This window comes from Glaciihabitans sp. INWT7, from assembly GCF_014217685.1.
Taxonomy (GTDB): domain Bacteria; phylum Actinomycetota; class Actinomycetes; order Actinomycetales; family Microbacteriaceae; genus Lacisediminihabitans.
Genome location: NZ_CP043653.1, coordinates 1,520,693 through 1,540,411, shown reverse-complemented (window position 1 = coordinate 1,540,411; position 19,719 = coordinate 1,520,693). Strand labels below are relative to the sequence as shown.

The following is a 19,719-nucleotide window of genomic DNA, read 5'->3' as shown; positions in this document are numbered from 1 at the left end:
GGACCGAACGAGGCACTGTGCTGACCGCCGGCGTGGACCTTGCAGCCGAACCGCGGGGAACCGCGCTGGCTGTCATCGACTGGTCAGAGGCCCCGGCCCGCGTCGTCGAACTCGAACTCGGAGTCGGTGACGCCCGGATCGCGGAGATCGCACCGACCGTGGCCTCCCTCGGCATCGATTGCGCCTTCGGCTGGCCCGACGACTTCGTCTCGTTCATCGCCCGGCACTCCGCGGGCGAGCCCCTTCAGCGCCTAGCCGCAGAGAGAGGTGAATCGGGCATGGAGTGGCGACGACGCCTCGCCTACCGTGAGACCGATCGCGCCGCTCGCGCGCGCACCGGGCGCTGGCCGCTGAGCGTCGCCACCGACCGTCTCGGACTCACCGCCATGCACTGTGCCGCGCTGCTCGACGCGCTGGCCGGGGCGCTCGGCCCCATCGATCGAGCGGCGGGAGGTGTCGCTGCGGAGGTCTACCCTTCGGCCACGCTACGACTCTGGGGCTTCTCGACGGTCGGCTACAAGACGGATGCAGCCACGCGCGCCGTGTTGTTCGATGCGATCGGCGAACGTGCGCCGTGGCTCGACCTCGCGCCGGTGGCCGCTTCCATGATCGCCTCCGATGATGTCTTCGACGCGGTCATCGCGGCTCTCGCGGCGCGCGCCCACGCCCTCGGGCTCTGGCACCGCCCGCCCGCCGAGTCCCTCGAGCGCGCCGGTCGGGAGGGCTGGATCGTGCTGCCCTCTGTGGACCTCGCCGAGCTGGCTCCCGTGCCGGGACGGGCGCCGGCATAGCCTGTCGAGGACTTCGTTGTGCTCAGAACCAGATGCTGAGCCACGGGGTCACCGGCGAGCGGAATGTGGCATCGAGGGATGCGGCCGAACCCGGTCGCAGCTCGGTGATCCGCCCGGCCCGGGCCAGGGTGGTCGCCGAAACGCCGCCGAGGTACAGGGCCCCGAGGTCGTCGACAGTGAGAGCGAGGGCGGCGGCGTCATCCGGAGCTTCGGCGTCGAGGTGCTCGACGGTCGCGCTCCCGTCAGCTGCGACGGTGAGAAGGAACAGTCCGTCGGCGAAACCGAGGTCGTCGCTGACATCGAGCACGAAGACACCGGCGGCGCTGTAGCTCCGGGCCGAGAGGGCGACCGGCACATCCAGGATGCGCGTCCAGAGGTGTTCGCGCACCCCATTGCGCACCACGGCGCGCGGATCGGAGAGCTGCCAGAGGAGCGGTTCGTCGAAGGTGCGCAGCGGCGCGGAGATCGTAGAGACGAGATCCATCTCGAGCAGGAACCGCCAGAGCCCGGCGTAGGCCTCCTCGGTGGCAGACACGAGGAAGGCGAGGTCGAGCCGGTGCTTGGTGAAGTCGTCGCCCACCTCGACCACCCGGTACGCGGCGAAACCCTGCAGCTCACCCTCGTCATCGTCGAACCGCACGACGCGGAGGCCCTTCGCCGATTCGGGATCACCGTCCATGCCGAGAAGCCGTTCCCACAGGATGTCGGCGAACTCGACCTGGCCCGGGGTGCGCAGCCGCACCCGTTGCACCAGTTCGTAGCCCTCGCGCAACAGCGTCTCCGGCTCGACGAAGCCGAGGGAGCCTGATGTCTCCGGCCCGATCCACCGCGCGCGCGTCGTGTCGATGGTCCAGTCGGCGCTCATGACCGAGGGTCCGAAACCGTAGCGGCCGTAGATCGTGGCCTCGGTCACGGTGAGGATCGCCACGGGCACATCGAGGGAGACCGCCGTGCGCAGTTCGGCCTCGAGCATGGCGCGGGCGATTCCCCGACGACGATGGGTGGGCGAGACGGTGACGGCACTCACGGCCCAAGCAGGGATGCTCCTCTCGCCCGGCACGGTGAGGTCCATCACCCAGGTGCTCACGGTGGCTACCGGCGAGGCGGCATCCGCAGTGTCGGGATCCCAGACCCCGGTGGTGCGACGGTGGGCGATGTGGGGCAGCTGAAGATCGAGCTTCTCTTTCGACATGCGCGTACCGTGAAAACCGCGATTCTCCGCCTGGATCCAGGAGGTGAGTGCCTCCCGGTCGGCGGTGTCGACGAGCGCGAAGTCCAGGCCCTGGGCGGCGAGACGTTCGGCGGACAGGGCATCGATCGGGGCTTCGGCGTATTCGTAGGTCACTGTTCGAGGGTAGCGGGACGAGCGCTTCGACGTGCGGGGTTGCGACCGGGCGCGCGTGCTTGAATGAGCAGATGACCGACTCGCCCGCTGCCCCCACTCCGGCGGATCGTTCCTCCGCCGATTCAGCCCTCGCCCATCTCGCCGACCTCGCCGCCTTCGTCCAGGCATCCCCCTCCTCATTCCACGCCGTCGCAGAAGCCGCCCGCCGGTTGTCCTCCGCCGGTTTCACGGCCCTGGAGGAATCCGAGGACTGGCCGGTTGCTGCCGGCCGATATTTCGTGGTGCGGGGCGGTGCCATCGTGGCCTGGATCACTCCGGACGGCGCCGAGCCGACCACTCCGTTCCGCATCGTCGGTGCCCATACCGACTCTCCGGGGTTCGCCCTCAAGCCCAAGCCCACCACGGCCGCGCACGGCTGGCTGCAGGCGGGGGTCGAGGTCTACGGCGGCCCGCTCTACAACTCCTGGCTCGATCGGGAGCTGGAATTCGCCGGACGACTCGTGTTCGACGACGGCACTTCGGCGCTGGTGCGCACCGGGCCTTTTCTTCGATTCCCGCAACTGGCGGTTCACCTCGATCGCGGGGTGAACAGCGAAGGACTCACCCTCAATCCGCAGCAACACCTCAACCCCGTGATCGGAGTGGGGGCACTGGCCGACACGGATGTCGTCGCCCACCTCGCCGGCCTCGCCGGCCGTGCCGGCAGACACGTCGTCGGCTACGACATCGTGACCGCCGACACCGCGGCACCCCGGGTCTTCGGGCTGGACGGCACCCTGTTCGCTTCGGGCCGACTGGACAACCTCTCCTCCGTTCACGCCGGGCTTGCTGCACTACTGGCTGTCGCGGGGGAGCCTGCTCCAGCCGCAACGACACCGTCCATCGCGGTCTTCGCGGCGTTCGACCACGAGGAAGTGGGGAGCGAGACGAGATCGGGCGCCGCTGGGCCGTTCCTCGAGAGCGTGCTGGCCAGGATCGGCACCGCCACAGTCGCGGATCGTGCTCGCGCGTTTGCGCAGTCGTGGTGCCTGTCAGCGGATGCCGGCCATGCGGTGCACCCGAACTATCCGGAACGTCATGACCCGGTGAACCGGCCTCTCGTGAACAGCGGACCACTGCTCAAGATCAACGCGAACAAACGCTACGCCACCGACGCGCTGGGTGCAGCGGAGTGGGCGCGCAGCTGCCGCCAGGCCGGGGTCGACTATCAGGAGTTCGTGTCGAACAATTCAGTGCCCTGCGGATCGACGATCGGTCCGATCACCGCGACGAGGCTCGGCATCCGCACCTTCGACGTCGGCATCGCGCTCCTCTCCATGCACTCAGCCCGCGAGCTGTGCGGGGTGGAGGATCCCGCCGCGCTCGCATCGGCGATGACGGCATTCCTGGCGCCGGCCTGAGACCCCTCTATTCGAGCAGCCCGCGGATGTCGTCGGCCGTCAGCGCCGTACTGAAGACCGCATCGTCATCCATCACCGCGTCGAAGAGGCGCGCCTTGCGGTCCCGCAGCGCCATGACCTTCTCCTCGATCGTGCCGGTGGCGACCAGCCGATAGACGTTCACCGGTCGGGTCTGGCCGATGCGGTGGGTGCGGTCGACGGCCTGAGTCTCCGTCGCGGGATTCCACCACGGGTCGAGGAGGAACACGTAGTCGGCCTCGGTGAGATTGAGCCCGAACCCGCCGGCCTTGAGGCTGATGAGGAACACCGGTGCATCGCCCGACTTGAAACGCGAGATCACCTCGGCTCGGTGCAGGGTCGACCCGTCAAGGTATTCGTAGGCGATGCCCGCGGCATCCAACCGGTTCGCGGCCTTGCGCAGGAACGAGGTGAACTGACTGAAGATGAGGGCGCGGTGTCCCTCGGCCACCACGTCGTCCAGCTGTTCGAACAGCGCGTCGAGCTTCGAGGAGGGGATGTCGGCGTGCGCCTCGTCGACGAGCGACGCGTCGAGGCTCAGCATCCGCAGCAGCGTGAGGGAGCGGAACACGATGAAGCGATTGCGATCGAGATCCTCGATCAGACCGAGCAGCTTCTGGCGCTCTTTCTGGAGCACGGTGTCGTAGAGCTTGCGGTGCCGGGGCGCCAACTCGACCTGGAGCACCTGCTCCTGTTTCGCGGGCAGTTCGGCGGCGACGAGCTCCTTGGTGCGGCGCATCATCAGCGGGCGGATGCGACGGCGCAGCTGGGCGATCCGCCGGGCGGAGTGTTCGGCGGAGTCACCGGAGGCGATCGGCCGCACGTACTCTTCAGCGAACTTGCGACCGGAGGGGAACAGCCCGGGGGCGACGATGTGGAACAGCGACCAGAGGTCGGTGAGGCTGTTCTCCATGGGTGTGCCGGTGATAGCGAGTTTGAACGGCACCGGCAGGGAGACGGCGGCCTCGTGCGCCTTCGATGCCGGGTTCTTCACGAACTGGGCTTCATCGAGCACCAGGCCCGACCATCCGAGTGCCCGGTAATGGTCGACCCCCAGGCGGAACAGCGCGTAGGACGTGACGATGATGTCGGCGCCGTCCGCCAGCTTCGCCAGCGACTGCCGCGTGGTCGAGACACCGCGCACGGCCAGCGAGGGAACGAACCGGGCCGCCTCCGCCAGCCAGTTCGAGACGACAGAGGTGGGGGCGACTACCAGGAACGGATCGCCCGGTGATTCGGCTCGGGCGTGGGCGATGAGAGAGAGCGCCTGAAGGGTCTTTCCGAGCCCCATATCGTCGGCGAGGATGCCACCGAGCCGCTGCCCCCAGAGAAAGGCGAGCCAGTCGAAACCCTCCTTCTGGTAGGGGCGCAGGCTGGCGTCGACGCTCGCGGGCAGGGGAGTGGACTCGACCGAATCGATCGCCAGGAGACCCCGCGCAGACTCCCGCCAGGCCTGCGCTTCGACGGTCTCGTCGGCGAGATCCTCGAACTCCGACCACAGGCTGGCCTGGTACCGGCTGATGCGCACGCCGGTCTCCCACTCGGCCAGAGCCGAGGCCTCGTCGATGAGCCTCTTCAGCTCTTCGAACACCGGCTGTTCGAGCGAGAGGTACGAATTGTCGACAAGCAACACCTTCGAGCTGCCTTTCGACAGGGCAGTGAAGACCTTGGTGAACGGCACGTCCCGCCCGTCGATGTGGATGTACACGCCGAGGTCGAACCAGTCGCTGGTGTCGGTGGCGACAGTCGTGAACGTCAGCTTCGGGATGCCGGTGAGCTCCCGATAGTCGGGGCGCGATCCCGCGGAGTCGATCCTCACTCCCTCCAGCGCGCCGAGCGTCGGCAGCACCCGGTCGACGAATTCGGCCGCGTCGAGACCTCGCAGGGTGTCATCCGAGAGGGTGCCGAACACGCGCTGGGTTCGCTCGAGCACCAGATGCTCGGTGGCGAAGTCCCGGTCATCGGCTCCGCGGAGCGACTTTCGAATGCCGGAATAGTCCCAATCCCACCCGATCTTCACGGTCTGTTTCGCCTGGTAGGTGATCGTGAGCACGAGCACCGGTGGGCTCAGCTTCGGCAGTGTCACCGAGGCGTCAGCACTGGCAACGCTGATCGTGCGGCTCAGTCTCGGGTAGTAGTCGCGCAAGAATTCGTCGACGTCGGAGGCCGGCACGATGACCGTGTCGACTGCCCCGAGCAGTGCGCGCTGCTCGTCGACGAGCGGGGCGGATGTCGCGGCCAGGATGAACCTCGGCCGCGGCGAGATCTCCCACACGTAGATCCCGTGGTCGCCGATCGCGCCCGCGGCGGCGGCCGGATGAGGCTCACCATCCACACTCAGGACCGGTGAGAGGCGCAGATCGCCGTCGAGCCGGGCGTCGATACTCACCGTGGCGCCCTGGCCGACGGTGACGCTCGTCTCCTTCTTTCCCGTGACCAGCGCGATGTCGCGAGCTTCGGCATCCGCAAGCAATTGCCAGAGCAGCGGACTGTGGAAGTCATCGAGGTAGAGCCAGTCAGGCTCCTGCCCCGTGTAGACCTCGCGGGTCGAGCGGTGAAGGGCTGCGAACTGGGCGAACCAGCGCTGCTGTTCGGTGGCGAGAGCGAGTCGATTGGCTTGGTAACCGAGGGAATTCCAGGTGACGTTGCCGCGGGTCCAGTTGCCCGTGTCGCTGAGGAGCACCGGCCGCACCCCCAGCCGACGCGTGCCGGTGCTCGATGCGGTGGCGGTCTTCGCGCTGGGGCCGTTCCACTGGCTGCGCGAGCGCGGAATCAACTCCCTCAACTCGAGAAGCAGTCCGATGCGGGCGCTCCGCCCCCCGGATGACCCGCTGCGATCGGTCATCGCGATCACGGCGCTCTTCCAGTCGGGCGGGGTCTCGCGCGAGGTCTCTGTCGACCCAGCGGCCGACACAGCGGCTGGCACAGCAGCCGTCTTCACGGCGAGTCCGGGGAGCTGCTTGAGCGTGGTCGTGTTGCTCTGCAACAGCACTGCGGCGACATGCTTGCAATCGAATCCGACCGGGCAGGAGCAGAGGCCACCCGTCGGCTTGCCGGTGGCCGCCGACACGATCGCGCTGCAACGATAGGGCTGCGGCGCCGATCCGCTCACGGTTCCGCCCACCACCCGGGTGTCCGGGTTCCAGCTGACACTGGAGACGAACCCTCCCCGCGAATACGCGAGTCCCCGCTGGAACGCGGCGGGGCCGACGAGTCGCTGGATGTCGGTGATGTCGACCATCGGTGCGGCGTCGGGCATTCGTCCATGGTCTCACGAGGGTGCGACTCACCCGACGGCGCGATCGCACCGCGAAATAGAATCGGGGCATGTTCCTCACCATCGCCCGTTACACGATCTCCGCCGGAAACGAACGGACAGTGCTCGAGCTGGTCTCCGAACTCGAAGCCGCGAGTCGCGAAGAGGAGGGCTGCATCTCGTTCGATGCCTATCTGAAGACCGGTGATGCGCAGCAGCTGGTGTTGCTTGAACGCTATGAGAGCGCCGCGGCTTTCGAGACCCACCGCGCATCGCCCCACTTCGAGCGACTCGTACTCGGCCGGATCGTTCCCCTGCTCGCCGCCCGCACCGTGGAGAGTTTCACGCTTCCCGAGGTGTGAGCCGCGCGGAGCGGCCGACCGCCTCCCCGGTCGGGTCGCCCGCAGCTTCATCAACGAGGTCCGGCCCCCCGATCGGCGCGCCGGCCCACGACACCAGTGTCCAGCCCGCCTCGGGAGATCCGGCCAGCTCGACCACTCCGGTGTTGTCGAGCTCATGACTGCCGGCGAAGATCGGGGGCACGTTCGTCGCGCGGCCGGCGGTCCACACCCGGATAGCCGCGCCGTGGCTGAACACCGCGGCGGAGTCCAGGTGCGACACGGCGGCGATGCCCCGGTCGAAGCGCTCGAAGAACGCATGGCCATCCGTTGCGCCCGGCATCGTGACATCCAGCTCGCCGGATCCCCAGGCGAACGCGGTCTCGAGATAGGTGCGGGCGGATGCCTTGTCCGAACGCCCCTCGAGATCACCCGCCTCGATCTCGTGCAGTCCGTCGATCACGGTCGCCTCGGCGAAGGGACGCGCAGTGAGCTGGGTGCGCACCAGCGTCGTGGCGAAGACTCCGTCGATGAGCTGGGTGCTGAGAGACTCGGCGACAGCGATCGCCTGACGCTCACCGAGGGCGGTGAGGCCGGGACCGGGGTGCGCCGTGTCGAGCTGGCCGAGCACATTGGCGGGGGTCTGTCCGTGTCGGATGAGCAGCAGTCGCATGATGTTCTCCAGCCTATGGTTCGCGGATGCCCTCGGTCGGCACCATCGCACCGTGCTGCCCGAGCATGCGCCACACGAGGGTAGTCAGGGGTGGGTATTCGAGAGCGATCTGCCTCAACACCCGGTATTCGCGTGTCGGGGAGGGGCGTTGGCCATCATTCGAGGCGATCGCATCGGCACGGAGGAGGTAGACCACGAGTTCGTCTTCGGTGGGGAGCTCTTCCATGAACGCCCAGGGATCCTCGCCCGCAAGCAGACGCTCGTGAATCACGGTCTCGAGTTCCTGTCGGGCTTCTGCCCGCAGCACCTCGAGGCTCACCCGACCACGAAACGGGGCAGCGTTAGACGACATCGATTCAGCCTAAGCGCGGGTCCCTGGGAGTGCACATCGATGGGTAGGGTCGAAGCCATGACCCCGGATTCCCTGCGCGAATTCTGCCTCGCGTTGCCCCAGTCCACCGAGACCTTCCCCTTCGGCGAAGAGACCTCGGTCTTCAAGACCAGCGGAAACGGCAAGGTCTTCGCCCTGTCGGCGCTCGGCTCCGATTCGTTCGATGTGACCCTCAAGTGCGATCCAGAGGAGAGCATCGCGCTGCGGGAGGAGTTCGCCGCGATCATCCCCGGCTACCACCTCAACAAGAAGCACTGGATCACCGTCCGCCTCGATGGTTCGGTGGGGGATGACCTGGTCGAACAGCTGATCTCCTCCAGCCACGCGCTGGTGCGGCCGCGCCTCCCGCGGGTTCGCCGGTGAGGTCGTTCTTCTCGGGAATGGGATACCTCGGTCGCGGCCTTCGCCTCTGGATCACCTCACCGCGGCTGATGCTCCTCGGTGCGATCCCGGCCGTCCTCGTCGGTGCACTCTACGCTGCGGGAATCGTGCTCGTCGCGCTGAATCTCGATGCGATCGCCGGCTGGGCGACGCCGTTCGCGCAGGGGTGGACGGAGCCCTGGCGCACAGACATCCGCGTGCTCGGATCGGTCGCGCTGATCGGCGGAGTCGTGCTGCTTGCGGTTTTCACATTCGCAGCGGTGACACTGGCCGTCGGCGACCCATTCTACGAGCGGATCTGGCGCGCCACGGAGAAGTCCTTCGGATCCGATCCCGGCGACACTGGCCTCCCCTGGTGGCGTTCGGTGCTCGGTGGCATCCGACTCTTCGCCACGACTGCCCTCCTCGGCCTCCTGCTCTTCGCCGGCGGGTTCATCCCGATCGTCGGGCAAACCGTGGTGCCCGTGCTCGGTGCGTTGGTCGGCGGCTGGTTCCTCGCGGTGGAGCTCTGCGGGTTCGCCTTCGACTCCCGTGGAATCGACCTGGCGGACCGGCGACGGATGCTCGCCGCCCGCCGGTCGCGAACCCTGGGGTTCGGCGTGCTCACCTACCTGCTCTTCCTGGTGCCCTTCGCTGCCGTCGTGATCATGCCCGCGGCCGTGGCCGGTGCGACGAAGCTGGCGCGGGATTCTCTCCCGGTGGTCGAATAGCGCCCGCGACTCGCGGTCGGAACGTCGCCTTCGGAGAAGAATCGTCCGCGAGCGGGAACGAATCGGCTCGGAGATGCGTTGCGGACTCTATGACCATCCCCATCTCCATCCTCGATCTCGCTCCGATCGCCCCCGGGCAGAGTGTTCGCGAGAGTTTCGCGAGCAGTGTTCTCCTCGCGCAGACCGCGGAAGCAAACGGATATACGCGGGTCTGGTACGCCGAGCACCACAACATGCCCACGATCGCGTCATCCGCCACCAGTGTGCTCATCGGCCATGTGGCAGACCACACCTCGACCATCCGACTCGGCTCCGGGGGCGTGATGCTGCCGAACCACTCTCCGCTGACGATTGCGGAGCAGTTCGGAACGCTCGCAGAACTCCACCCCGGACGCATCGATCTCGGTCTCGGACGCGCCCCCGGCAGCGACCAGAACACCGCGCGGGCGATGCGGCGCGACCCTCGGTCATCCGACCAGTTTCCCGAAGACGTGCTCGAACTGCAGGCCTTCCTGCGCGGCGAATCGATCGTGCCCGGCGTGCAGGCCGTTCCCGGCGGGGGCACCGATGTGCCTCTCTACATCCTCGGGTCTTCCCTCTTCGGCGCCCAACTCGCGGCCGCGCTCGGCCTGCCGTACGCGTTCGCCTCGCACTTCGCCCCCGATGCCCTCCACGAGGCGATGGCGCTCTATCGCAGCGAGTTCCGCCCCTCGCGTCAATTGCAGGAGCCCTATGCGATCGCCGCAGTCAATGTGATCGCCTCGGAAGACGAAGCGGATGCGCGACTCCAGTTCGAGACGACCCGACGCTCGCGCGTGCGCAGCCTCATCGCCCGCGGGCCTTCCGCTATCGACTACACCGACGACCAGATCGATGCCTTCCTCACCACACCGGAGGGGCGGAACATCGCCAACATGATGCGGTACTCGGCTGTCGGCACCCCCTCGGAGGTACGCAACTTCCTCGGGGAGTTCGCGGCCTCCGTGCAGGCGGACGAACTGATCACCGCACACCAGTCGCGAGATGTCGATGACCGGCTCCGCTCGGTGACGCTCACCGCCGAGGCGATGCTGGCCGTACCGGTCGCGTAGTGCCGCTCACGGCACCGATCGAGACCCGCGCATTCTGAAAACAACTGGCACGATCCTTCCGTGGGGCGCACTCTAGAGACATGACTAACGGCGACGTGGAAACCATCGACAAAGACGGCCAGTGGGTGAACCGGGTGATCGGCGAGCCGGAGCGCAGCGAGAGCTACAGCAGCAAGGAAGAGGCGATCGAAGAGGGCCAAGCGCTGGCCGACCAGCTCGGCACGACCCACACCGTGCGCCCGGCGGTGGCGACGGGTGACATCACCGATCCGCAGGAATAGCGCGCACCGGTCGGGTGGCACTGTGAGCGCCTTCATCACGCCGCCGCGGCGAATTCCGTTCCCCCTGAGGGTCGGCCTGTGGATGGCCGAACGCTCCGCGGGACAGCGCCTCCTCGGGCCGCGGCTTCTCAGCTGGTATCCCCGGGCGGCGATCGGCTCCGGCATTCTCGAATCCCTCGTGGCCCACCATGACGGGCGGGTCACCGAGCGAATGCTCAAGCTGGTGCGCCTCGCGGTCTCGTTCACCGTCGAGTGTCCATTCTGTATGGGTATGAACTCCAATGGCTGGGAGAAACTGATCTCGGAGGACGAACTCGCGGCCGTGCAGGGACGCCACCCTCTCGACGAAGTGCCCTCCCTCACCGCTGCCGAGCGACTCGCCGTCGACTACGCCCGGCTGGCCTCTGCGACGCCCCTCGCCTTCCCGCACGGATTCGGCGAACTGTTGCGGGCTTCTTTCACCGAGCGGGAGATCGTCGTCCTCGCCACTACCGCAGCCCAGGTCAACTACTGGGCGCGGGCGCTTCAGGCGCTGGGTGCGCCAGCGCCGGTCTGACGTCGAACGGGCGTACCACAGTGGTGTGACCGGTGCGAATACCCAGCCGCGGCAAGTGATAATCGACAATGCCCGAAACCATGATCATCACCGGTGCCAGCGATGGAATCGGAGCCGCAGCCGCCCGAGCCCTCTCCGCCAGCGGCCACACTGTCGTCATCGTCGGCCGTTCTGCCGAAAAAACGAAAAATGTGGCGGCTTCCCTCGGCGCCGAGTACTTCGTCGCAGACTTCTCGAAGCTCAGCGAGGTGCGGCGCCGCGCTGCCGAGCTTCGTGAGCGGTATCCCCGCATCGACCTGCTCGCCAATAACGCGGGCGGGATCTTCGGCGACCGCACCATCACCGAAGACGGCCACGAACTCACCCTGCAGGTGAATCATCTCGCGCCCTTCCTGCTCACCACCCTGCTGATGGACCGCCTCGTCGAGAGCCGGGCGCGCGTCATCAACACCTCGAGCGTCGCGAACTTGAGCGGCAACATCGACGTCGACGACCTGGACCTGGCTGCCCAGTTCAGCCCGGGCAGGGCCTACAGCAATGCCAAGCTCGACAACATCCTGTTCACCAAGGAACTCGACCGACGCTTCGGTGCGGACGGCATCAGTACGGCGGCATTCCATCCCGGAGTCGTCGCCTCGAACTTCGCCAGCGAATCGACCAGCCCGCTACGCGTGATCTATCGCAGCATCCTGCGCCACACCCTGATCTCGAACGAGAAGGGTGCCGACACCCTGGTCTGGCTCGCAACGACCGCCCCCGGCACCGACTGGGCACCGGGCGAGTACTACATCAAGCGCAAGCCCGGACGCACCAACCGGCAAGCGGATGACGCGAAGCTCGCGGGCGCACTCTGGGAGCGCAGCGCCGCGATGGTCGCCTGAGGCTTACGGCTCCTCCGAGCAAGCCGGGAACCTGTCGGGACCCGCTGTTACGGGTCGACCCATCACCATTCCCGAGGGACCGCATTCGGCGGACGGTTCGAGCCGTAGGCGGTGTAGTCGCCCCGGAGATAGCGGTACTCCCGGTCCAGCGACTTTCGCATGAAACGGATGACGAGCCGCACAAAGAGGCTCGTGAGGAAGGCGGACACCACGAAGCCCACGATCACCAGGACGAGCCAAAGAACCAAGGCGAGCATCCCCGCACCCGCGATGACCGGAAAGTAGTTCGAATCCATTCTCCAAAACTAACGATTGGTCATATCTCGCGGAAGCACCCATGAGGGGGTGATCAACGCCCCAACGTCGCGAGCCCCTCTCGCCCCAGCGCCATACGCGCTCTCCTGAGCGTTGGCGCTGGCTCACCGCTTCACCCGTGAGTATCCCGCCCATCAGAACGGTGTGTTCCTCTCAGCGATCAGGGAGCGCAGCGCGGAGATGGTCGGCTAGCGCTGAGGGCTCATTCGAACAGCCCCGTCGAGCGTCCTCGGAGTCAATGGTCTAGGGAGACGGGAGCGTCTCCTGCGCAATCTCCAACCGGCGCCCGCGCCCCCGCGGGGCCGTGCGGCAGCTACCCGGGAAGGGAGATGATCGCCTGCACCGGTGCGTGGTCCGAGGGCCAGCTGCCGTCGAACCTGGTGACGTTGACGCCTGTCTTCGCCACCCGGATACCAGCTGTCGCGAGGATCCAGTCGATCCGCTTGTGATCGAGTCTTGGTGGCTTGTAGTCGGGGAAGGTGCCCCAGGCATCCGTCACCCGTTCGACCGCGACAGCCCACGTGTCGACGAGTGTTCCCCCGTGCGTGATCTCCTCGAAAGGCAGCGAGCCGACGCTGGTGTTGAAGTCGCCCGTGAGCACGGTGGGGAGAGAATCGTCGGCGACGAGGGCCCGCACCAGGGAGGCGGAATGGATGCGCGCATTTCGGGACCGGTGATCGAAGTGCGTGTTCATCACCCGCAACTCGAGGTCGGTCTCCCGATCGCGAAAGATCGCATCCACGAGCACCCGAGGCACTTTGTTGCCCCAGGTGGTGGAGCCGGGGGCCGCCGGGGTATCGGAGAGCGCGGTCTGCTCCCACTGCAGCAGCTGGAGCCGGTGTGCATCGTAGAAAAGGGGGCACCCCTCTCCCCGTTTGTCGGCGTTTCGTCCAAACCCGATGGGGCGATAGCTGCGCCCAAGGGCGTGCCGAAGAAACCCGGCCTGATCGGGCAGAGCCTCCTGAACGCCGATGATCGTGGGCGCCTCCGACTCGAGAAGTCGAGCGACTAGCGGGCGACGCTTGACCCAGCGGTCCGGGTTGCCGGGCAGCAAGCGCGGCATCCTCCGACGGATGTTGAAAGTCATCACCTGAAGTTCTGGCGCGATGACGGGGCCGAGGAGGGGGATGTCCGTCACGGGTCAAGCCTACGGTCGACGCGCCGCCCTGATCGCCCTGAGGATAGCCTTCTCGAATGGACGAATCGCTGCCCGACATCCCGACAGGAACCTACCGCCACTACAAGGGCAACCTGTACGAGGTTATCGGGGAGGCAACGCACTCGGAGACCGAGGAGTCCCTCGTCGTCTACCGCGCGCTCTACGGGCAGTTCGGGCTCTGGGTGCGGCCTCGCGAGATGTTCCTCGGCGACGTCGAGGTGGATGGTCGAAGCGTGCGTCGGTTCGCGCCCGTGGAAGGCTGATCCGTCGGGATCAGCCCGGCTCCGACGCGACCGCGGCCGCGCGCACGCGCATCTGCCGGGCACCGACCCGGCGGCGGAACCACGCGGCATCCGTCATCCGGGCCAGGAGCGGACCGGCGATGACGGTCAGCAGCACGTACGCCGTGGCGAGGGGGGCCAGTCGTGGCTCGATGCCGGAACCGGCGGCGAGGCCGGCGATAACTATCGAGAACTCACCGCGAGGCGTGAGGGCGAAACCGGTGCGCCACCGGCCAGGCACGCCGATGCCCGCCGCCGCGGCCGCCCGGTACCCGGTGAAGGTCTTCGTCGCCATGGTGATCACCGCGAGGATCGCCGCCGGCAGCAGCACCGGCGGGATGCTGGTCGGCTCGGTGGACAGGCCGAAGAAGACGAAGAACACCGCCGCGAAGAGATCGCGGAGGGGAGACAGCAGGTGCTGGGCATTGTGCGCCACCCGCCCCGACAGGGCGATCCCCACCAGGAAGGCGCCCACCGCGGCGGACACGTTGACCTCCTGGGCGATGCCGGCGACGAGCATGGTGAGTCCGAGCACGCCGAGGAGGAGGGATTCCGCGTGGTCGGCGGCGAACAGCCGGGAGATCACCCGCCCGTGTCTCAGGGCGAGGAAGAGAATCACCGTCACCACCAGCACGGCCACGACGAGGGCGGTCGCTCCCGCGAGCACACCGGCGCCGATCACCAGGGCCGAGAGCACGGGGAGGTAGAACGCCATCGCGAGGTCCTCGATCACGAGGATCGACAGGATCGTCGGCGTCTCCCGGTTTCCGAGCCGCCGCAGATCCCGCAGCACCTTGGCGATCACGCCGGAGGACGACACCCAGGTGATCCCCGCCAGCGCGACGGCTGCGACCGGCCCCCACCCGAGGATCAGTGCACGAGCCGCACCGGGCAGCGCATTGAGCAGGGCATCCAGGATGCCCGCCCGGCGTGACCGTTTGAGGCTGGTGATCAGCTCGGTCGGGGAATATTCCAATCCGAGCATAACCAGAAGCAGAATCACGCCCAGCTCGCTCCCGAAGCTGAAGAACTCGTTGCCGGCGTCGAGGGGCACGAACCCGCCCACTCCGAATGCGAGGCCCGCCAACAGATAGAAGGGGATGGCGGAGATGCCGATGCGGTCGGCCAGTCGTGACAGGAGGCTGAGACCGAGCAGCACGGCCCCGACTTCGATGAGCAGGAGGGCGGCGTCATGCATCGGCGGAGGGGATATCAGCCGTCGGTGAGAACACGGGCGAGGGCATCGAGCCCCGGACGGGTGCCGACCGCGACGATGGTGTCGCCGGCGGAGAGGGGAGTGTCCGGGGTGGGGGAGGGGATGACATCAGCTCCCCGCACTATCGCGACGATCGAAGTGTGCGTGCGGGTGCGTGCCTTCGTTGCGCCGAGCACCTCACCGGCGTAGGGCGATCCCGCGGAAATAAGAAGCTGCTCGGTGAAGAGGCCCGCGGCCTGTTCGCGGATGCCTGCGAGCTGCCCCAGCATCAGGGAGGCTCCGAGCACATCGGCGAGGGCGGCGGCCTCATCGTCGGTCAGCGCGATGGAATCGACGGCTTCGTCCGGGTCATCCACCCCGAACAGTGCGAGCTCGCGTTCACCCGATCGATGGGAAACGACACCGATGCGACGACCCTTCTTGGTGATCACATCGTGACGGGTGCCGATTCCCGGCAGATCGATTTTTTCGACTCGTACGCTCACGCCGCAACCCTAACAGGCCGCCCATTCGCGGCCTCTTGGCTCCAGCGGTCACGCCGGTGGTGACGACGCCAGGTAGGCGGCCAGCGCCGCCACGACGCATCCGCCGATCAGCAGGGCGAAGATGAGCAGCCAGAACGGCGACGGGATGCCAGTGCGGCGATAGAGCAGATAGGCGTCCGAGGTGGAGAGCTGGTCGCGATGGCGCAGATGCACGGCGAGCACCGTGCCCAGGGCTCGCACAGCGCCTACCAACAGCGCGATTCCGATTATCAGAAGGGCATAGCCCTGAACCGTCGGTGGGGCGAAGAACCAGAGAAGAGCGCTGATCGCCGCGGAGGCGAGTACGACGACGGCACCGAAGGCGTTCCGGATCACCAGCATGGTGAGCACCAGAAGGATCCCGCCCACGAAGAGGGCGATCGCGGTGTAGCCGCTGAAGACACTCCAGAGTTGGGCTGCGCCGACGATCGCGGGCGCCGGATAGCCGAAGACTCCGCTCACGACGGTGCCGAGTATGCCGCGTCCGCTGCTCAGTGCATCACCGGAGTGATTGCGGCGGATGCGGATGCCGTGGACGACCCGCCCGGTGAGGATCGCGGCGACCGCATGCCCGAGTTTGTGCACCAGTGTCGCGAAGAGTCCGAAATACTGCCAGCTTGCCCGCGGGAGGCTGAGGGTGGCGGCGACCGCCACGATAGCCAGCAGAACCGGCACGGGGATGGGCACAGGGGTCGTGCGCGCGAGCAGAGCGAACAGGGAATCGATGCGGTCCAGTCTGCCATCGTCGGGTCAGTTCCCTGTCCGCCAGTGCAAACGTCGCGCGGCCCGCCCCGCTACGGAAGCACCACCGCCGCCAGCTTCACCGGCCCCGTCGTGTAGTCGAGCTCGGTCGCCTGGGACACTCCCGCCGGCACGATCGTGTCCATCACCTTCGGCACGGTGTTCGGATCGGCCGAACACAGGGCGCTCGGCGATGCCACGGCGCACACCCCGAAGCTGTAATCACCGGCCGTCGCGCTGAAGGCGCGGGTCTGATCCACGCCGTGCGTGCCATCCTGGCCCGTGAGGGCCACGGTGAAGCCCCATCCCGAGGCGGGTGTTCCTCCCAGTGCCGCCTTGTCGACGCTGAAGGTGATGTACCGGCTCACCGCGTTGGCCCCGACACTCACCGCACCGAGTGAGGTGCCCGCGGCATCCACGAACCTGTTGTTGCCGAAGCCCTGCACCTCGATCAACCGGTTCCAGGGGGTGAGGGTCGAGTAGTTCATCCCCGGGTAGGAGGATGTCGTGGAGGTGGCTGCGGCGCCGGGCGTAGAGACGTAGACATCCACCAGCTGGGCGCCGTTGGTCGATCCGAAGGTGGGGGTGAGGTCTGCGGTCTGCACCCGGAAGGTGACGGTTGAGCCGGTGTCGTACACCTGGAAGCGATCGAGGTCGAAGGCTCCCGCGTGGAAATCACCGGCCTTGGGGTAGGCGTAGTTGCCCGGCCCGTTGTCGTCACCGGTGGGGTCGTCGGTGCTGTAGACGAGGGTGCCGTTCACGACATCGTTCACCACCGATCGCACCACCTGCGCGGTACCACCGTTCGTCGCCGTGCTCGTGATCACGAAGACGTTGGTGCCGGCGGCTGAGGTGACGTCGACACTGAACGACCCATCCGCACCTGCGGTCGTGTGTGTCAGGGTCGTGACACTGTTCGCATCCGTCGCCACGTCGGCGATGTCGATCGCCGAGCCCGCCGCGGCGGTGCCGCTCACCGTGGTCGTGGCGCCGGTCGCGGATCCGTCGGCCGGAGCTGTAACGGCGAGCGGGGTCGAGCCCTGCGTGCGCGCAACGTAGCGGTCCCTTACCACTGCAGGCTGCTCGAGGCTGCGCCCCAGGGCGAGGTCAGCCGTGAGGCGGACCTGCGACGCCGATCCCCAGGTCAACGGGGAGGCCGAGCCGTCGGCCCTGCCATTGACGAAGCCGATGGATGCCGTCGTCGGATCGGTGCCGAACGGCGAGGCGGGAACATCCGCCCGGTCCCACACCTGCTCCGGCACGAGTCCCGGGCCGGAGTTCATGCGATTGATCGAGACCAGCACCGACGACGCGTCGGACTTCTGTCCCTGGGCGAGATACTGCTGCGCGCGTTCCGCCCCCAGTACAGGCCACGGGTGACCGGTTCCGGAGAAGTTGTTCGTCCACGGGGCTCCGGTGACAGTGCAGTTCGTCCCGGCGCCCACGAAGCAGTCCCCGTAGCCGTCACCGTTGTAGCGCAACCATCCGGCGCCGCTGTCGGTGGGCCGCTGGATCGTGCCATCCGTCACCGCGAGCGAATTGAGGATCACCGGGTCGGTCGCCGGCAGGATGCCGAGGCGCACATATTCGAGGAAGCCCGCGTCGACAACAGCACGCTGGTCGAGCGTCGGTCCGCCATTGCCCACGTTGTAGCTGATCGCGGCATTCGGGTCGCCGGTCTTGGAGAGCCGGATGAAGTACGGGGAGCTCGATAGCGGTCCGTTCGTCGTCACGCCCCAGGTCTTGATCGTGCGCTGGTACTGGTCGGCTGTCGCCCTCCAGACCCGCGCACTCGCGGGATCATTGTGCTGGTCGGCGATGGTCGCGGCGGCGATGAGCCCGGCGATCTCGGCGGCGATGGTGGACGGGGAGTAGCCGGTCTGCTCCTCCCAGCGCTCGACCCCGAAGCTGGGCCCGTGGCTCACGAGGAAATTCGCCGCCGAGCGCACGTGCGGCCAGAGGGCCTTGTCTCCGGCGAGTCCGGACTGCAGCGCCATCAGGATCGGGTAGGCCGTCTCATCCAGCTGGTCGTTGAAGGCGTCGGCCGCCTTCGTGCCGTCGAGCAGGGAGTTGCGCGGCTGCGAGCCGTTTGCCTGCTGGCTCTTCAGCAGGAGGTACCGCACCGTCGCCTGGGCCGTGGAGACGTCGCCGTCGGTGTAAAGCGCCGTCCAGGCCTCGTAGAGGTCGCGGGCGAAGACCTCCTTGTAGCCGCCGACGAAGAGGTTGTTCGGGTCGTTCGCCACGATGGACTGGCCCCAGGGAGCATCCAATCCGGCGACGATCGCGCCCGGGTAGGTCTTGTCTTCTGAGGCCTTCACCACATTGGCCGACTGGTAGTAGTTCTTGATCGCCGCCAGCCGCTGCGAGCCGGTGAGCCCGGGAGTGGTGAGCACGGGAAACTTGAGACCGGCGTCGTAGCGAGCCCAGCCGGCGAGGTAATTCGCCGTGAGGCGCGCCTGAGAGGAGCTCACGGTCGCCCGCGCCGTCGCCACGGCCGAAGCCTGCGAGGTGCCGAATCCGAGCGCGAGCACGGCTCTTCCGTCGCGGTCGCGCTGCACGCCGACGGTCTGCTCAACATTGCCGTCGGTCGCCGTCGTCGTGACCGGGCCGAGAGTGTGGGATGAATCGAGCTGGACGAGTCCGTCGCTCGCCGTTCCGACGAATCCACTGCTGGCGCTGCTGAAGGAGCGATCGGCGGTGAGCGCGAGATAGGAGGGCACCGCATAGGCGGTGCGGTCGGCCTGGCTCGTCGTCTTCGTGTCGAACGAGACCGGTACGGACCCCCCGCTGCTGGTGTCGATGACGGCGCTGTCGGCGCCCCCGTTGGCGGTGCCTCCGCCGCCGTTCCCGCCGGCGTTCGCGTCGAGCCGCACAAAGAGAGAGTAGCTGCGGGCCGCCTTCGTCAGCGGCTGGAACGTGGTGCGCACCACCACGCTGTCACGGGCGGGATCGGTGAGGTAGGTGTTCACCAAGCGGTAGGCACCGCTCTTCGCGGTCGACGTTATCGTGCAGACCGTGCCCGTGGGATCGGACGACACGGTGTAGGTGGTGTCCCGGCTCTGCAAGTCGGTGAAGGAGGAGCCGTCGGTGACGAGGTACTGCATCGTCTCGACATTTGTCGCATCGAGGGTGGGGGCGTAGACATCGGAGAGGATACCTCCGGCCACGGTGAACCAGATCTTCGAGTCGGTCGTGCGCGAGGTGCCGACACAGTCTTTGCGGGACTGGCCCTGATGACTCGGGCCACCCGGCGAACCGGTCGCCTCAGCCGCAGGAGCGCTCGCGGTGGAGGCGGAAGCCGAGCCCACCGTCAGCGTCACGAGGGCGAGGCTTGCAATGAGCGCTGGCGCGACAAGACGACGTCGGAACAT

At 67.3% G+C, this 19,719-nt stretch carries 20 protein-coding genes; 10 read left to right on the top strand and 10 right to left on the bottom strand.

Annotation, left to right across the window (positions count from 1 at the left end):
- The first annotated feature begins 17 nt into the window (after positions 1-17).
- Complete coding sequence (locus F1C58_RS07520; protein ID WP_185203784.1) at positions 18-791, top strand: DUF429 domain-containing protein; 774 nt, start codon at positions 18-20, stop codon at positions 789-791.
- A 22-nt stretch (positions 792-813) separates the two neighbouring features.
- Here F1C58_RS07520 and F1C58_RS07515 read toward each other — a convergent pair whose 3' ends face one another.
- Complete coding sequence (locus tag F1C58_RS07515) at positions 814-2,136, bottom strand: GNAT family N-acetyltransferase (RefSeq protein ID WP_185203783.1); 1,323 nt, start codon at positions 2,134-2,136, stop codon at positions 814-816.
- Positions 2,137-2,207: 71 nt separating this feature from the next.
- Here F1C58_RS07515 and F1C58_RS07510 point away from each other — a divergent pair, with 71 nt between their 5' ends.
- The gene (locus F1C58_RS07510; protein WP_185203782.1) at positions 2,208-3,536 is read left to right on the top strand and encodes a M18 family aminopeptidase; all 1,329 of its coding nucleotides are present in this window, start codon (positions 2,208-2,210) and stop codon (positions 3,534-3,536) included.
- 7 nt (positions 3,537-3,543) lie between these two features.
- On the opposite strand, the gene F1C58_RS07505 is transcribed toward F1C58_RS07510, so the two are convergent.
- The gene (locus F1C58_RS07505) at positions 3,544-6,813 is read right to left on the bottom strand and encodes a DEAD/DEAH box helicase (protein WP_255461341.1); all 3,270 of its coding nucleotides are present in this window, start codon (positions 6,811-6,813) and stop codon (positions 3,544-3,546) included.
- Positions 6,814-6,881: 68 nt separating this feature from the next.
- On the opposite strand from F1C58_RS07505, the gene F1C58_RS07500 reads away from it, so the two are divergent.
- Positions 6,882-7,172 carry a putative quinol monooxygenase gene (locus tag F1C58_RS07500; RefSeq protein WP_185203781.1) on the top strand — a complete coding sequence of 97 codons (291 nt, stop codon included), beginning with the start codon at positions 6,882-6,884 and terminating at the stop codon, positions 7,170-7,172.
- Here the strand turns inward: F1C58_RS07500 and F1C58_RS07495 are convergent.
- Together F1C58_RS07495 and F1C58_RS07490 are read right to left on the bottom strand one after the other, a co-directional pair.
- Positions 7,153-7,821: a histidine phosphatase family protein gene (locus F1C58_RS07495; protein ID WP_185203780.1), complete on the bottom strand. Its 669-nt coding sequence runs from the start codon at positions 7,819-7,821 to the stop codon at positions 7,153-7,155. The two genes, F1C58_RS07500 and F1C58_RS07495, sit on opposite strands and share 20 nt — an antisense overlap.
- Before the next feature lie 13 nt (positions 7,822-7,834).
- A complete protein-coding gene (locus F1C58_RS07490) occupies positions 7,835-8,173 on the bottom strand; it encodes a tryptophan synthase subunit alpha (protein ID WP_185203779.1) in 339 nt (112 codons plus the stop codon).
- Positions 8,174-8,230: 57 nt separating this feature from the next.
- Between F1C58_RS07490 and F1C58_RS07485 the strand changes: the two genes are divergently transcribed.
- From F1C58_RS07485 to F1C58_RS07460, 6 genes are all read left to right on the top strand, one after another.
- The gene (locus tag F1C58_RS07485; RefSeq protein ID WP_185203778.1) at positions 8,231-8,575 is read left to right on the top strand and encodes an MmcQ/YjbR family DNA-binding protein; all 345 of its coding nucleotides are present in this window, start codon (positions 8,231-8,233) and stop codon (positions 8,573-8,575) included.
- Positions 8,572-9,303 (top strand): EI24 domain-containing protein, encoded by a 732-nt coding sequence (locus F1C58_RS07480; protein WP_219732049.1) that lies wholly within the window; start codon positions 8,572-8,574, stop codon positions 9,301-9,303. The genes F1C58_RS07485 and F1C58_RS07480 overlap by 4 nt, the downstream gene beginning before the upstream one ends.
- An 89-nt stretch (positions 9,304-9,392) precedes the next feature.
- Positions 9,393-10,394, top strand: a complete 1,002-nt coding sequence (locus F1C58_RS07475) for an LLM class flavin-dependent oxidoreductase (RefSeq protein WP_185203777.1) — start codon at positions 9,393-9,395, stop codon at positions 10,392-10,394.
- A gap of 80 nt (positions 10,395-10,474) precedes the next feature.
- Positions 10,475-10,675 (top strand): DUF2188 domain-containing protein, encoded by a 201-nt coding sequence (locus F1C58_RS07470; RefSeq protein WP_185203776.1) that lies wholly within the window; start codon positions 10,475-10,477, stop codon positions 10,673-10,675.
- Between the two features lie 22 nt (positions 10,676-10,697).
- Entirely contained in the window at positions 10,698-11,231 is a 534-nt protein-coding gene (locus F1C58_RS07465; protein WP_219732048.1) for a carboxymuconolactone decarboxylase family protein, read from the top strand.
- A gap of 68 nt (positions 11,232-11,299) precedes the next feature.
- On the top strand, positions 11,300-12,112 hold the full coding sequence (locus F1C58_RS07460) for an SDR family NAD(P)-dependent oxidoreductase (RefSeq protein ID WP_185203775.1): 813 nt from the start codon (positions 11,300-11,302) through the stop codon (positions 12,110-12,112).
- Between the two features lie 62 nt (positions 12,113-12,174).
- On the opposite strand, the gene F1C58_RS07455 is transcribed toward F1C58_RS07460, so the two are convergent.
- Positions 12,175-12,408, bottom strand: a complete 234-nt coding sequence (locus F1C58_RS07455) for a hypothetical protein (protein WP_185203774.1) — start codon at positions 12,406-12,408, stop codon at positions 12,175-12,177.
- A gap of 332 nt (positions 12,409-12,740) precedes the next feature.
- Complete coding sequence (locus F1C58_RS07450; protein WP_255461339.1) at positions 12,741-13,565, bottom strand: endonuclease/exonuclease/phosphatase family protein; 825 nt, start codon at positions 13,563-13,565, stop codon at positions 12,741-12,743.
- 56 nt (positions 13,566-13,621) lie between these two features.
- Between F1C58_RS07450 and F1C58_RS07445 the strand changes: the two genes are divergently transcribed.
- Positions 13,622-13,849, top strand: a complete 228-nt coding sequence (locus F1C58_RS07445; protein ID WP_185203773.1) for a DUF1653 domain-containing protein — start codon at positions 13,622-13,624, stop codon at positions 13,847-13,849.
- A gap of 10 nt (positions 13,850-13,859) precedes the next feature.
- Here the strand turns inward: F1C58_RS07445 and F1C58_RS07440 are convergent, their stop codons facing one another.
- The 4 genes from F1C58_RS07440 to F1C58_RS07425 form a co-directional block, all read right to left on the bottom strand.
- Positions 13,860-15,065, bottom strand: a complete 1,206-nt coding sequence (locus F1C58_RS07440; protein WP_185203772.1) for a cation:proton antiporter — start codon at positions 15,063-15,065, stop codon at positions 13,860-13,862.
- Between the two features lie 14 nt (positions 15,066-15,079).
- The gene (locus tag F1C58_RS07435; RefSeq protein ID WP_185203771.1) at positions 15,080-15,568 is read right to left on the bottom strand and encodes a cation:proton antiporter regulatory subunit; all 489 of its coding nucleotides are present in this window, start codon (positions 15,566-15,568) and stop codon (positions 15,080-15,082) included.
- A gap of 48 nt (positions 15,569-15,616) precedes the next feature.
- Positions 15,617-16,294, bottom strand: coding sequence for a M50 family metallopeptidase (locus F1C58_RS07430; protein ID WP_255461337.1), 678 nt, complete (start codon positions 16,292-16,294; stop codon positions 15,617-15,619).
- Between the two features lie 107 nt (positions 16,295-16,401).
- Positions 16,402-19,719 (bottom strand): glucodextranase DOMON-like domain-containing protein, encoded by a 3,318-nt coding sequence (locus F1C58_RS07425; RefSeq protein WP_185203770.1) that lies wholly within the window; start codon positions 19,717-19,719, stop codon positions 16,402-16,404.